Source organism: Candidatus Zixiibacteriota bacterium (assembly GCA_016933955.1).
In the GTDB taxonomy this organism is placed as follows: Bacteria; Zixibacteria; MSB-5A5; order GN15; family PGXB01; genus JAFGTT01.
In genome coordinates, this window is the sequence record JAFGTT010000026.1 from 103,769 (window position 1) to 117,528 (window position 13,760).

Genomic DNA, 13,760 nt, shown 5'->3' on the forward strand with positions numbered 1-13,760 from the left:
ATCAATCAATTTATTATTATAACAAGCAAGTCGTAAACAAAGTTGCGTTGATTTCGGAGAAAGAATAAAGTTTTTTCCCCAATCTGGTTATTTCCCGCGATAGCTGTCGATTTTATTGACAAGGGATGTGACTTCATCAGCCTGGTATGGATTCTTGGCGATCACCTCAAGATATGTCTTCCGGGCTACATCCCGGTAGTCGGTTTGCCCGGTGGCAATATAGAGCTTTTGATACAACGCGGCCCGCATCAACCACACCGAAAAATCATCCGGATACAATCCAACCGCCTTCTCGGCGGCGGCCAGGGCTTTGTCAACTTGATTAAACAACGGATATAATTCAGTCAGTATCTTCAGGGCTGATTTATTATTCGGATACCGGGCGATAAATCGTTCCATAAAAGTCAGGGCACTATCATAAACACCGACGGCCATAAAATCTCGCCCGATCTCATAATCACCTGGTTGATACTGCTCTGCCTCTGGATTCCCGGTCAAACCGGCCACTCTGACTACCACAACTTTCGTATCCCTGATCCAGTAGGCGCCAATCTCCTGTGCCGCAACAAGTTCGGGATACTTTTGAATAACCGCACCAGAAGCCTCGGCATCAATAACAAAATGCGTAATCGGAAGATTACGGCAGAAATCAGGATCGGTATCGCTGATTCCGACCGCGTAGATAATCCCCTTTAATTGGTTTTCCAGAAGCAGGGTCGGGGCGATAGGCCCTGCAATTACAGCCCTATCACCCACAATCTGGGCAAGATCATTGCCGGCTTCTTTGATATTGAAAGATTCCTGTTTCTGCCAGTTAATAAAGGGCAAAAAGAAGTTTATCGGAACCAGAATAATAGCGGCATAGAAGATAAATTCCTTCAGCCGCTTGAAAGCCAGAAATCGAAAAATCCGGAATTTCCATTCGAGCAGGGATACCGCCACCGCAATTGGAGCGGAGATCCACACCAGGCGACGGTATATTGATTCAAATTCTATATAGCGATAGAGATTAAACCAGGTTTGCTGAATAACCACCCAGATTATTATCATAAAAATCAGCCTTTTCAACCAATCCGGTCTGGATCGGGTTTGGGACGGAGTCGGCTGGATTTGCGAATAGACATAACCGACTATTCCGGCCAGCGGGAAATAGAGCATATAGATATATCTCAGCGGCCGGTAATTTTCAGGCATAAAAACCAACCAGCCGGCGACAAACCAGATTATCAGGAAAAGAAGCGGGACATGTTCCCGAAGTATTCTGCGAAAATCCGAATAAATAATGATCATAATTGATAAAAATACCGCCCCACCTAAAACAGGAGCATGGAAATAAAATCGGGCATCATTCCCAAAACTTATCAGTCGTTCGATCAGGGCCTTCGGGGATTGAAAAGCATCCGGAAAACCATAAAGGCCAACCATATGAGATTGATAGAATCCAAACAAACGGCTGGGATTTCCGCCATATACAAAAACCACCCAGAGGATAATTACCAGTCCGCATGACAGAATCACCTGACCGATTTCTTTGATTTTATGTCCTCCCGGTTGCACCCAGAGAGACACAATCACAGGAAATATTACTACCAGAGCCAGTATTTTTCCGGCCAGGGCCGCCAGAGCGATAAGAATCCCAAGAATTATCCGCCCCGATAGAGATTCTCGGTAGTACTGAAAAATATAGAAAGCCAGACAAAGAATAAAAATCATCCCATTCTCGGTATATGGTAACCGCCCGAAAACATAAATAACCTTGTCGAATAGTAGAAGAACGATCACCAGCAATAATCCTCTGGCATCAAGCCATCGGCGCAAAGCCAGGAGAAAAACCAATATGGCCGAAAGCGACAGAATCAAACCGAGGAGATTGGCGGACCATCGTGATATCCCCAGGATCGAAAAAGCCAGATAACTTAGGGTCGACACCAGGGTCACTTCGAACATCCGCCACCGGGCACTGTCGAAAATTTCCCACTGATCAAAGAGTATTTTATTCCGGGCGAAATATGAATAATGATATGGGTCGGTTGATAATGACTGGCCATGGCCGGTGAAATACAGCGGCGGATCACTGTCCAGATCATGCACATGAAGATATATTCCAATCATGGCCACGGCCACAATTAGCACCCATCGCATTATTCCGGCGGGATTGCTATAATTCGCGGAAGGAGTCATTTGTAAGATGAAGATATGGCAGAATATTCTGTTGGCAAGAAATAAGATGGGGCATTAATTGCCGTTTTGACCCGCCCGACTGGTTATTTTCCTGGCGGCCGCATCGATTTCATCCCAATGGTAAGGATTGATCTCCAGGACTCTTTTATAATGTTGCCTGGCCATGGTCATCATCCAGGCTTCTCCGGTGGCTACATACAGCGTCTGGTAGTAGATTCCAAGGTCCATTTCCAGGGAAAAATCGGTCGGGTACAACAGGGCGGCCCGCTTTAAGATTTCAAGTCCCTTATCCGTCTGCCCAAGCAGGGGATAAAGAGACCCAAGCGTCCGCAAAACCGATTTATTTTCAGGATGCGAAACTGCGAATTTCTCCAGGTAGTAAAGGGCGCTGTCATAATGATGATTATATATATATTCTCGACCCCGTTCATATTCGGTGGGATAATAGTTCGCCGAAATTCCATTACCGGTTAAATCACTTATACGAACGACAATGATCAGCATGTCATTGATCCAGTATTCCGTTACCGGTTCCGCGGCCTTAAGTTCAGGATATTTTTCCATAACCATCTCGGAGGTTTTGAAATCGAAAGCGAAATGTGTCACCGGGTTTTTACGGAAAAGATCGGGATCATAATCCGAGATTCCCACCGCGTAAATAAATCCCTTGAGATTATTTTCCAATAGCAGAGTCGGCGCCATCGGACCGCTGACAACTGCGTTTTCATCCAGAATCTGCCCCAAATCCCGGCTGGCTTCTTTAATATTCAACGACATCTGGTGTTGCCGCTGATAATAATTGGAGCCAAAATTCCAGAGAGTAAATATGATTATAAAAACAACCGCGGCCGTTTTGAAATAACGACTCGTAATAAATCCGATAAACCCGGTCCGATACTCGACATAGGTCAGGATTGCCGCCAATGCCGCCGACAAGCAGACCAGATCCTGATAAACGCTGGTATAGACTCTTTCAATCAGGATATTGAAGGCCAGTTGCTCAAGAAATATCCAGAAAAGGAAAAAAATCAGAATATAATAACGATAACTTCGATCACCATTGCGGCGACCGGCCAAAATGGCGCTGCTGGTGAAGACATAGGCCACCAGACCGGTCAAAGGAAAATATAACATATAAATGTATCTGACCGGACGATAATTCTGCGGCATGAAAAATAACTGCCCGACGACAAACCAGACAATCAGGAAAACCAGGGGAATATTGTTTTTTAAAATATCCCGTGATATGGCGCATAATATCAGTAAAAAGGCAATGAATCCGGCGATACCAAGAGCCGGAGCCCGGTAATAAAAGCGCGAGTCATTGCCGAAACTGATCAGCTTTTCAAAAAAAGTAAGGGGGGATTTGAAGGCGGCTGGGAATCCATGCAATCCGACCGTATGCGATTTATAAAAACCAAGCAGGAGATTGAGACTGCCTCCATACACAATAATGGCCCAGACCGCCGATAAAGCCAGACATGAAGCTACCGCGGTTAGAATAGCGGTTGTTTTGTTACCACGGGATTCCACCAGGAAGCCCGCTATCACCGGAATAATAAGAAGATAGCCGAAAATTTTCCCGGTCAGCGCCGCCAGTGCCACCAGTATCCCCAGGATAATCTGTCCGAATAATTTATCGCGATAATAAACGAAAACGAAGAAAATCAGCGAGGCCAGAAAAATCAGCCCGTTTTCGGTATATGGCAATCGCCCGTAAACGTACAGCACCTGGTTAAAAACCAGTAGAAACAAGGCCAGAAAAATACCCCGAAAATCAACCATCCGTCGCAGGGCCAGAACAAAAAACAGGATTGAGAGCAAAGATAACAGCAAACCCGGCAAATTGGCGGTGAAACGAGATATTCCAAACAGGGAAAAAACAATATAACTTAACCCGGAAACCAGGGTCACCTCAAACACCCGCCACCGGGAAGTATCAAACATCTCCCACTGATCGAATAGGACTTTGTTGCGCGGAAAATAAGAATAATGATGCGCATCGGTCATTAATGATTGTCCCTGCCCGCCGAAATACAGCGGCGGATCGGCATCCAGGGCCGAGAATCGGGTGTACAACCCCACAATAATAATGATTCCGATTATAATCCAGGTGATATTCCGGAGACGATTGTCACTCAGTCCGACCATTACTTATCCCGGCGGTCGAGCGAACTCGACCTGTTCCGGTTAAATGGCCGGCTTCGGGCCGGATGGTTCGTTCTGGCCGCTATGTCACGGTTATGGTAATCCTGTTTTTTTCTGTAATTCGGCCAATCCGGGCAATACTTAACGTTTCGGCCCGCGGGTCCCGAAGAAGTCGCTGACAGGAATTGTCATCAAGGGCGATCAACAGCCCACCCGAAGTCTGGGCATCAAACAGAACATCTCTTTGTGACTGCGACAGGTGATGGGAAATATTTATCTTATCCTGAAGATATTCACGGTTGGCATTGGCCCCTCCGGTCAGAGCCCCGGCCTCAGCGTATTTGACAGCACCGGGAATGATCGGTAATGACGCATAATCGATTTCGATCGAAACCTCTGAGGCTTCCGCCATCTCAAAAGCATGGCCCAGAATTCCGAACCCGGTTACATCGGTGGCGGCCCGGGTGCCATACTCCTTCATCAGTTCTGAGGCGGTCTTATTCAATTGCGCCATCTGGCAGGAAACCGCCTCGGTATCGGCTTCGGAGGCCAGTTTTTTCTTGATAGCAGTGGTAATGATACCGGTTCCGAGCGGTTTGGTCAGAAGCAGGCAGTCACCCGGTTTGGCCCCGGCATTGCTTATAATCTTATCGATATCTATGATTCCGGTGCAGGCCAGCCCGTACTTGAGTTCGTTGTCTTTAATTGAATGACCGCCAACAATAATGGCTCCGGCCTCATGAATCTTATCCGCGCCGCCGCGAAGGATTTCTGTCAGAATGAATGCCGGCATTTTGGGCGGAAATCCGACGATATTCAAAGCTGTTAAGGGAGTCCCCCCCATAGCATAAATATCCGACAAGGCATTAGCGGCGGCAATCTGGCCGAAGACATACGGATCATCGACGATCGGCGGGAAAAAATCCACCGTTTGAACCAGCGCCTGACTCTCCGAGATCCGAAAGACCCCGGCATCATCGGCCTTATTATATCCGACCAGTAGATTCGGGTTACTTTCCGGTGGAAGACTTTTTAATACTTCAGCCAAAAACTTTGGCCCCAGTTTCGAGGCTCAACCCGCACAGGAGACTTCCCCGGTCAGTTTAATTTCAATCTCATCCCGGTTATTGTTCATATTATATTCATGGTATCCATTTATTATCAGTTATTATCGCCTTTTCTATTTTTCAATGCCGACCTGTAAGAACCCTGATTTTGCTTTTTTGTTTCCTCCTGATAGCGGAAGGGATATCATCATAAATCGAATTCAGGTACTGCCTCAATTGAGGATTGTTGTCCTCCTGTCCCTTTTTATCATATGACTGCCCGAGATAATACGCCGCTTCGATTACATTATAGTAATTTCCCGGATGGCTTCGGAGGCGTTCCAGCAACCGCCCGTAAACGGCCGCCGAGGAATCGTAATTTCCGCTCTTATAATAGCCCTCGGCCAACGGCCAGAGGAAAGAATTGCCATCGGGATATTCCGCCAGCATCTCCCGGCACAGGTCAATCGCGGAATCATACTGCCTTTCATTAATCAAAATCCAGATCAACGAGGAACGGGCGGTTGCGCGCGAAAAAAGAGCCGAATCGGCGGCCAGTCGGACTTCCCGAATGCCTTTTTCTTTTTCATCTTTGAGAAGTCCCGTAAACTTCAGGATTCCCGATTTGACGGATTTCCAGTAATGATATGACCCGAGGCCGAGATAAAGATCATAAAGGGTCGAATCGCATTTCAAACCAGCCTGATATTTCCGGCGCGCTTTCATGCCATAACTTATGGAAGATATTGTTGAACCGAATCGTGTTTCCCAAAGCGAACGGTAGGCGGACCGGTGTCCGAGGCAAAGAAAATACAGGGCCGAATCCGAGGAGGAGCAGGCGGTCATTTTTTTCTCGGCGCTCAATCCGATACTGTCGCACAGATTTTTAAACTCATCCTCGTACAGGTTTTCCTCGCGATCCATCATCTCCGCATGAAGTGCCGCCGCCCTCATCAAATACCCGACCGGATCTGTCGTATCGCGATAATACAGTTCCCGGAATAACTTCCGGGCCTCATTCCAGCTGCCATTCATCAAGGCTTTCTGGCCGGCTTTGATGATTTCGATTCGTGATTCAGGCAGAGAATTTGCCCCGGAAAAGCCATATAATTGAAGCAGAAAAGAAATGAGGATAACGCAATTCATCGATTCCTGTCTTTGATTTCTTTGACTTTCTTATAGGTTTCGGCGAAGTAGGCATTCTCGTCAGCCCGGCTTTTCTGAGAAATAAGATAGTCGATGATCTTTTTAAAAGTATCCCCATCCCCTCTGGCCAAAGCCAGCCTGGCATAAAGCAGTTCCGATTCCAGGGCCCCATCAGGGTCGAAATATGATGATTCCTTCCAGGCTACTTTCAAATCCAGTATGGCTTCCTCAGCTTCATCAGTTTTCCCCAGAGCCAGCAGAGCCTCGATATAATACAGCAAATAATATGGATCATCCGGATCGCTTTCAAGGAGCGAATCGGCCAGGGTAATTACCTCGTCATAACGATTCTCGAAGGTGTAGATACGCAAAAACGATGGCCGTGCCAGTTCATTGGCCAGAAAACCGGAATCGATGGCTCGCCGGATCATGCTCATTCCCTTTTCGCGGTCATCGGTGATAAAGGGTAACCAGATAAAATCCTTCGCTTTCAGGGTTCGATAATAATAATAAGCGCCCAACCCCCAGTAGGCATCATAAAAGGTGCTGTCGAGTTCAAGGGCTATTTTCAGATTGGAATTGCATTTTAATCCATCTCGAAAAGCCGTCCACCAGTTGCCATGGAAGGCTCGATGTAACCCCAGATATCCGTACGCCGCTCCTGAAATAAAATAATACCCGGCATTATCCGGATCCTTATCCAGACGTTTATCGCACAGATCAATGGCCATTTCCAGATTGCTGTCAATATCATCTTTGAATGAATCATTGCGATATTCTTCAGATACCGTCTGATAAATAGCGCCCAGAAGAAAATAGCCAAGCGGATTCCCCGGCTCCCGGTCTATTATATTTTGGCTGCTTTCAATAGCCGCCCGGAAATTATTGATATAAATATCGTCGGAAATTTTTGCTATCGCCGGGTCATGAATGGTAGTCTCGGCGAGGATTCGGCTCGGCACAGCTATGAGAATAAAAAAAACAATGAAAATATATTTCCCGATCATGATGTAATTATACACCTGCGATCGGCTTCAGTCTATAAAAAAGGTCGGTTAATTGAACGGGTCCGGTCAGACCGATTCATCGGGCGGTATAAACTGTGTCAGGTCAAGATCTTTATTCTCGGTAACGACAATGGCGATGGCCTGACCGCTGATCCAGTAAATAACCTGGCATTCCCGGCAAACATGATGGAAATACTCGGTGCCTTCCTTTACCTTTCTTTCGAAATCAGGAAGATTGACATCGGCATCCTTGCCGATAAAAAGGGATATATCGCCCCCCCCCCCGGTATATCGCAGATGAACATAACGATTACCCAGGATTTCATCGAATCCGGCGTGGACCAGTTCAAAACCGGGGACGTCACTTCCCGACATATAATGAGCATCATTGGTCACGTATTCTCGGGCCGACAGCAGTTCACCGAAAGAAGCCTGGCTGATGTTGCTGACTTCCTGGCGTGACATATGCTCCTTTTCAAAAGGATAGGTATAGACTTTGTGACGATAAATTTCAGCCAGGGAAAAGGCGGCCACGATACATATCACCAGGGCGGCCGCCGAGGCCGCCAGAACGGCACCGAATCGGAAAGGATTACCAAAACGCCACCGGGGCGATTTTTCCGTCCGTTCGATCCGCTCCATGATACTGCTTTTCAGCTTTTCGTTTTTCGATGAAGATGGAGCCTTTTCGATAACAAAGGCCTTGAACATTTCTTCAAACTGGTATCGTGACATACAATGCTGGCAGTTTTTAAGATGTTCCTGGACCTGTTCGATATCGACCTGACTGGCTTCCTTGTCGATTATGTCATATAATTTCTTCAGGGCTTCTTCGCAATTCATCTGGCCGATTCCTTAACAAAACCGTTCTTTACCGCATATTCCCATAGTGATTTTTGAAGCAGTTTCCGCCCCCGGTGAAGCCGCGATTTGACTGTCCCGATATTAAGACCGACAATTTCGGCAATCTCCTGGTAGCTGAAACCCTCAAGAAACGAGAGAACCACAACCAGCCGGAAATCCTCGGGTAATTCATCAATGGCTCGCTTGACATCATCATCAAAAACTTTATTGAAAAAATGCTTTTCAGGATTGTCGGACGGACCCAGTGCCGAAAGCTGGCCAAACAGGAAATCATCATCAACATCTTCCAGTTCCACTGTCTGGGGGGTCCAGGCTTTGGCCCGGTAATTGTTGATGAAAATGTTGGTCATTATCTTAAACAGCCATGCGCGACAATTCGATCCTTCCTGAAACTTGTCCCAAAAACGAAAGGCCTTAAAAAAAGTCTCCTGGACCAGGTCATCGGCGTCACCTTCATTTTTGGTCATCCTCAGCGCCGTTCGTTTGAGTGAATCCACATGGATAAGAGCCTCATTTTCGAACCGCGCCCGTTTTCTTTCTACCTCTGATTGCCGGCTGCTCATTATTTTTCCTTATTGCTTCCGTAGGGCCGGACAATCATTGTTCTTGTCAGATATAACATTTTCTGTCTTTCTTTTGTTCCCTGCCATCCTTATCCCCCAGGCCGTTGAAGTATTGCTGTTTGTAAACATTACGGCCCAAACCCACAATTGTTTTTATCTGGCGATTTTGGGGCACATCAGCAAACCATTTACTGAAAATCTACAAAAATAACATACTTTTTTCAAGGGAAAAGAGAATTGATTCGGCCCAGGTTTATGCCATTCCGACCAATAAATATTTTACTGGCATAGCGGCAGATACTATTTTATACTTAATTCCATATGCCGATCAACCGATTATGTATAATAGTTATGATGAAGAATATTACCATATTATTATTCGAATTTCTGGCGGTGTCGTTTGTTCTCTGGGGTTGTGGCGGGTCAGCCGGTAATATAAATAACGGCGGAGAAAATACTTATTATCTAATGGGCGGCCTGGTTAAAAATTTGGACAATGATACTATCTCTGTGGCGGCCTACTTGGAGTTCGACAGTGAACCTCTGGGAACCGCCATAATTTCCCTGGGCGATGATACCCTTGAGTATGACTCATCCACCGCGGTTTATTCAATATTATTATCCCCGGCCTCATCACTATCGCCGGGCGGCTACTATCTCAAAATCAAAGATTCAACCCGATTTGTGGATTCCATACAATTCACCCTTCCCAATGATTTTCAGATAACAGACTTGCAGTTGCCCGACACCCGGATCAACAATGGCGGTAACCCGGTGCCGATGTCTTGGAATATATCGCTTAACAGCACCGGCTATGCTTACGGGGTGATCATAGAAGATTCGGCGTATATTGCCGCCGGCTATTACGAATTCGTTACGACCGGCGTCACCTCGGTTACCATCCCCCGCGACGCCTTCCAGTTGCCGGGCAGTATCAATGAAATTGATACCGGTTTATATCATGTCTATGTTTACAGTTACAGTGGTTCGCCGGGAAGTCTATATAACCTGCCGACTTCCCTGCCAAGCGGTTTTCAGGATAATTATACCCGGGAGAATTTCGTCGGCCGCTTCGGCTCGATCGTTGTCACTCCCCGCGATTCCATTCGCGTGGCTGTTGAATAAGCCCGGAATTTCCTTTGCGCCACTTTCATAAATTGTCTTAATTTCCCGGCATGAAAGATAAGCATGAAAAGGAATTAATCGCCCATTTGTCACGATTGGGCACTGAAAAAACCAATCCCGGTACAGCCGCCATTGATACTCTCTCTCCTCTGGAAATCACCCGTCTTATCAACAACGAGGATAAAAAAGTCGCCGGGGTGGTGGAAAAAGCTCTGCCCGAAATCGCCCGAGCGGCCGATACCGCGGCCATGACACTCAAACAGGGTGGACGGATTATATATCTCGGGGCTGGAACCTCCGGCCGTCTGGGGGTGCTCGATGCCGCCGAATGCCCGCCAACTTTCGGGATTGATCCTTCCCGGGTCGTCGGATTGATTTCCGGCGGTCATCAGACCCTGGTTCTTTCAAAAGAAGGGGCCGAGGATCATGAAGAATGGGCAGTGGCCGATCTGAAGGAAAAGAACCTCACGAAAAATGATTTTGTCATCGGTCTGGCGGCCTCGGTTCGGACCCCCTACACTATCGCGGGATTGAAATACGCCGCCTCGATTGGATGTCCCACCGCCTTTATCGTTTGTAATCACGTGGAAAAGTCAGATATCAAACCTGATATCCTGATTGAACTGCCGGTCGGCCCGGAGGTTATAACCGGGTCCACCCGCATGAAATCGGGCACCGCCCAGAAGATGACTCTTAATTTGATTACCACCACAGCCATGATTCTTCTGGGCAAAACTTATGGCAATCTGATGGTCGATCTTAAGGCGACTTCGGATAAACTGGCCGCCCGCTCGCGTAAAATGCTGATGGAGTTTCTGGGTATTGGTTATGATGAGGCCGACCGCCTGCTGAAACAATCCGATGGATCGGTTAAGACGGCGATTGTCATGAAGAAACTCGATCTGGATAAATCCTCCGCCGAACAGCGACTCCGCGACGCCGACGGTTTTCTGAAACGAGTGATCGGGTAAAATCATACGTTACAATTCGGTGTGTTTCCCAATATGCATCATCCAGAATATTAAGGTTCATTTTTATCCGTCAGATATTATATTTCAAAATCTTAATGCAACTTTCGTATGTTAAATAAAATCAGCGGCCTGACACGGGAGAGATAAAATGAGACATTATTATAATATTATTCTTTTGACTCTATTTGTAATTGGTATTGTTATGTCGAATGCAAAATCAACATCGGGCGAAGAAATATCGGAAGCCAAACGGGCCGAAACCTTCGCGGCAGTCAAGAATATGCTCGAAAGCCAGGATTTATACAAGGCTTTTGATTATGTTAATTCCCCGGGTGACCCGGAACAGGTGGGAGAGCACTATTCCAATCTTCTCAACGATTTCTACTGGAAAGACAAAAACCTGTACCATGTCAAGGCATTCGGGCAGGCCGGGATTCACTATTGCCTTTCTCAGGCGGAAATCCTGAGGACGCAGGATTCGAACCGGTCTGTCGCCCTCAAGAATCAGGCCAAAGTCATCGCCTTCAACCTCGCTTCATGTGTCTGGCCGGGGTGGAACGAACCCGGCATTATAATCTCCAGCGAAGATTGCCGGTTAGGACTTGAGGCGGCCAAACTGAATCTCCGTCTCGCCACGGAACTCGGCGATGATGATCTGAAAATGTCCAATTCCTACTGGATGGTTGGCGCCCAATATCTGGCCAATCAAAAATATGATGAGGCCGCCGCCTCTTTCGAAAAATCACGCGAAATGGCCCACCGGGCCGGGGAAAAGGAATACGAATTCATGGCCGAGGGGTACCTGGCCATTACCGGAATAATTTCCGGGGACAAAACCGGGCATGATCGGCTGGGTGAAGCCACCCGAAAATTGACCGAAATCGGTTCCGATGATGCTCTTTTCTTTTTAGACCAGTTCAATACCGTATTGAACACGTTCATCAAATAGCGATTGCAGGGAGCGCTGTCAGATTATCATGGTGGTCGTTTTCCGGCCGCTGTTGCGGATAATATAATCGAGCGCGCTTACGATAATCAATATTATCCCGAGCCAGATTACCCATATCGGATTCAACCCGGAGCTTTCCAGAAGAGCCCGCAATTCGCCAAGAAAAGCAATATTGGCCTTTTCCGGAGTAAGGGATTTTATCAGAGCCTCAAAAATTGCCCCGAAATCAACCAGGAATATGACTGTCGCCAGAGCACCCAGAATTCCGGTCGATCCCAGAATCCAGGACCATGGTCTGGACCGGGCCTTTGCTTTTTTCATTTCCCCTATTGCCGCGGCAGTACTCGCGGCAAAATCAGCCGGAAGAGACGCAATCATATCAATCTGTAAATCCGAAACCAGGGTTTTATATTGCTCCAGTTCTTCTCGGCATCGCGTACATTCTTTAAGATGGTTTTCGATCCCGGCGGTTCTGGAACCAGCATGGCCATCAAGATACTCTTGAATGTCAATGTCATTCAAATGCATCATTGGCTAAAGCTCCTCTCGCAAATAGCGGGCCTCGAGAGTCTCTTTCAACTGCCGGCGGGCCCGAAACAGGTAACTCTTAACCGTCCCTATGGGAAGTTTCATGATTTTCCCTATCTCTTCATAACTCATTTCATCAAGATGATACAGCGTTATTATCATCCGGTATTGAACCGGCAACTGACCGATAGCCTGTTCCAATACCTCCCGGCGATTTTGTCCGACGGCCTGTTCATCGGGTCGCGGTTCATTACCGGCAATAAATCGGGCGGCTTCTTCAAGCGGTTCGGCAGTCACAGATATTTTTTTCCGCCCCAGATAATCGAGACATCGATTATAGGCAATCCGGGCGATCCATGTGGAAAGCCGGGCATCAGCGCGAAAATTGCCCAGATTCCTATAAACTCTCATAAATATATCCTGACAAATATCCGGCCGATCATGATCATCCGGGATCATCCTGAAAACCACATGATTGACCAACCGCTGGTAATCAGTCACCAATTGTTCGAAGACTGCGGTTTCACCGGCCAGAATTCTGTCAATTATGCCATTTTTCTCAACCACATTTTACTCTATATAAATAGACTATTATGGGAAATAAAATGTTGCCGTAATTCCCGATTTTCTTTCTGCAACCTTTTTAATGAAATCCGGTCTATTCAAATAAAGAATGTAATGTGATGAAAAACAAAATGATAACCCATATAAATCAGGAGTAAGTTATGGATCCACTCAGTAGACTAATAGACTTATCGCCGGTTTTTGTAATCTTCCCGACCATCTATTTCATAGTCAAAATAGTTCTGGAATATAATATCAGAAAACGACTTATCGAAAAAGACATGATCGGCAAAGATACCCGTTTTATTCTCAATACCGGCTCAGGGGGAACCGTTTCATCGTCCCTTAAATGGGGACTGGTTTTTATCCTGGTTGGTCTGGCGGCCATTATAATCCGGATTATCCCCGATATTCCTGACGAAGTAGCTTTCGGCGTTCTTCTGATTGCCGCCGGGGCCGGATTACTGGTTTATTATTTTATCGGGAGCGGGAAGATCAGAACCGCCACTAACGAAAGTGCACCAGATCAGTCCTGATTTTGACCGAAATTCATACAGCTGCCTATTCCCGGGGCGAAAGCCACACCCCGGGATTTTCATATATTGCGTATTTTTGCCCGTCGGCCTTCAGTTATGGCGGATAATGACGATAAGGCTACTATAAATTCG

At 46.8% G+C, this 13,760-nt stretch carries 13 protein-coding genes; 4 read left to right on the top strand and 9 right to left on the bottom strand.

From position 1 onward, the window contains the following. Nucleotides 1-87: 87 nt before the first annotated feature. From JXQ28_08905 to JXQ28_08935, 7 genes are all read right to left on the bottom strand, one after another. Nucleotides 88-2,142: a hypothetical protein gene (locus JXQ28_08905; protein MBN2277850.1), complete on the bottom strand. Its 2,055-nt coding sequence runs from the start codon at nt 2,140-2,142 to the stop codon at nt 88-90. 93 nt (nt 2,143-2,235) lie between these two features. After that, nucleotides 2,236-4,332 carry a hypothetical protein gene (locus JXQ28_08910; GenBank protein MBN2277851.1) on the bottom strand — a complete coding sequence of 699 codons (2,097 nt, stop codon included), beginning with the start codon at nt 4,330-4,332 and terminating at the stop codon, nt 2,236-2,238. Nucleotides 4,333-4,411: 79 nt separating this feature from the next. Next, nucleotides 4,412-5,392: a selenide, water dikinase SelD gene (selD, locus tag JXQ28_08915; GenBank protein ID MBN2277852.1), complete on the bottom strand. Its 981-nt coding sequence runs from the start codon at nt 5,390-5,392 to the stop codon at nt 4,412-4,414. A gap of 124 nt (nt 5,393-5,516) precedes the next feature. After that, a complete protein-coding gene (locus JXQ28_08920; protein ID MBN2277853.1) occupies nt 5,517-6,521 on the bottom strand; it encodes a hypothetical protein in 1,005 nt (334 codons plus the stop codon). Further along, nucleotides 6,518-7,528 (bottom strand): tetratricopeptide repeat protein, encoded by a 1,011-nt coding sequence (locus JXQ28_08925; protein ID MBN2277854.1) that lies wholly within the window; start codon nt 7,526-7,528, stop codon nt 6,518-6,520. The genes JXQ28_08920 and JXQ28_08925 overlap by 4 nt, the downstream gene beginning before the upstream one ends. A gap of 66 nt (nt 7,529-7,594) precedes the next feature. Continuing rightward, on the bottom strand, nt 7,595-8,371 hold the full coding sequence (locus JXQ28_08930; GenBank protein ID MBN2277855.1) for a zf-HC2 domain-containing protein: 777 nt from the start codon (nt 8,369-8,371) through the stop codon (nt 7,595-7,597). Continuing rightward, the gene (locus JXQ28_08935) at nt 8,368-8,955 is read right to left on the bottom strand and encodes a sigma-70 family RNA polymerase sigma factor (GenBank protein ID MBN2277856.1); all 588 of its coding nucleotides are present in this window, start codon (nt 8,953-8,955) and stop codon (nt 8,368-8,370) included. The genes JXQ28_08930 and JXQ28_08935 overlap by 4 nt, the downstream gene beginning before the upstream one ends. A gap of 351 nt (nt 8,956-9,306) precedes the next feature. Between JXQ28_08935 and JXQ28_08940 the strand changes: the two genes are divergently transcribed. The 3 genes from JXQ28_08940 to JXQ28_08950 all read left to right on the top strand — a co-directional run bounded on the left by JXQ28_08940 (nt 9,307) and on the right by JXQ28_08950 (nt 12,000). Beyond that, entirely contained in the window at nt 9,307-10,080 is a 774-nt protein-coding gene (locus JXQ28_08940) for a hypothetical protein (protein ID MBN2277857.1), read from the top strand. A 50-nt stretch (nt 10,081-10,130) separates the two neighbouring features. Beyond that, nucleotides 10,131-11,051: an N-acetylmuramic acid 6-phosphate etherase gene (murQ, locus tag JXQ28_08945; GenBank protein MBN2277858.1), complete on the top strand. Its 921-nt coding sequence runs from the start codon at nt 10,131-10,133 to the stop codon at nt 11,049-11,051. Nucleotides 11,052-11,253: 202 nt separating this feature from the next. Then, nucleotides 11,254-12,000 (top strand): hypothetical protein, encoded by a 747-nt coding sequence (locus tag JXQ28_08950; GenBank protein MBN2277859.1) that lies wholly within the window; start codon nt 11,254-11,256, stop codon nt 11,998-12,000. Between the two features lie 18 nt (nt 12,001-12,018). Here JXQ28_08950 and JXQ28_08955 read toward each other — a convergent pair whose 3' ends face one another. Beyond that, nucleotides 12,019-12,531: a hypothetical protein gene (locus tag JXQ28_08955; protein ID MBN2277860.1), complete on the bottom strand. Its 513-nt coding sequence runs from the start codon at nt 12,529-12,531 to the stop codon at nt 12,019-12,021. Nucleotides 12,532-12,534: 3 nt separating this feature from the next. Continuing rightward, a complete protein-coding gene (locus tag JXQ28_08960; protein MBN2277861.1) occupies nt 12,535-13,095 on the bottom strand; it encodes a sigma-70 family RNA polymerase sigma factor in 561 nt (186 codons plus the stop codon). 158 nt (nt 13,096-13,253) lie between these two features. Here JXQ28_08960 and JXQ28_08965 point away from each other — a divergent pair, with 158 nt between their 5' ends. Then, nucleotides 13,254-13,628 (top strand): hypothetical protein, encoded by a 375-nt coding sequence (locus JXQ28_08965; protein MBN2277862.1) that lies wholly within the window; start codon nt 13,254-13,256, stop codon nt 13,626-13,628. Nucleotides 13,629-13,760 lie beyond the last annotated feature (132 nt).

Excerpts from the sequence above, each read along its gene's own strand:
- JXQ28_08905 (MBN2277850.1), bottom strand. The coding sequence starts at position 2,142 with ATGCGATGGGTGCTAATTGTGGCCGTGGCCATGATTGGAATATATCTT.
- JXQ28_08910 (MBN2277851.1), bottom strand. The coding sequence starts at position 4,332 with ATGGTCGGACTGAGTGACAATCGTCTCCGGAATATCACCTGGATTATA.
- JXQ28_08920 (MBN2277853.1), bottom strand. The coding sequence starts at position 6,521 with ATGAATTGCGTTATCCTCATTTCTTTTCTGCTTCAATTATATGGCTTT.
- JXQ28_08925 (MBN2277854.1), bottom strand. The coding sequence starts at position 7,528 with ATGATCGGGAAATATATTTTCATTGTTTTTTTTATTCTCATAGCTGTG.
- JXQ28_08930 (MBN2277855.1), bottom strand. The coding sequence starts at position 8,371 with ATGAATTGCGAAGAAGCCCTGAAGAAATTATATGACATAATCGACAAG.
- JXQ28_08935 (MBN2277856.1), bottom strand. The coding sequence starts at position 8,955 with ATGAGCAGCCGGCAATCAGAGGTAGAAAGAAAACGGGCGCGGTTCGAA.
- JXQ28_08940 (MBN2277857.1), top strand. The coding sequence starts at position 9,307 with ATGATGAAGAATATTACCATATTATTATTCGAATTTCTGGCGGTGTCG.
- murQ (MBN2277858.1), top strand. The coding sequence starts at position 10,131 with ATGAAAGATAAGCATGAAAAGGAATTAATCGCCCATTTGTCACGATTG.
- JXQ28_08950 (MBN2277859.1), top strand. The coding sequence starts at position 11,254 with ATGTCGAATGCAAAATCAACATCGGGCGAAGAAATATCGGAAGCCAAA.
- JXQ28_08955 (MBN2277860.1), bottom strand. The coding sequence starts at position 12,531 with ATGATGCATTTGAATGACATTGACATTCAAGAGTATCTTGATGGCCAT.
- JXQ28_08965 (MBN2277862.1), top strand. The coding sequence starts at position 13,254 with ATGGATCCACTCAGTAGACTAATAGACTTATCGCCGGTTTTTGTAATC.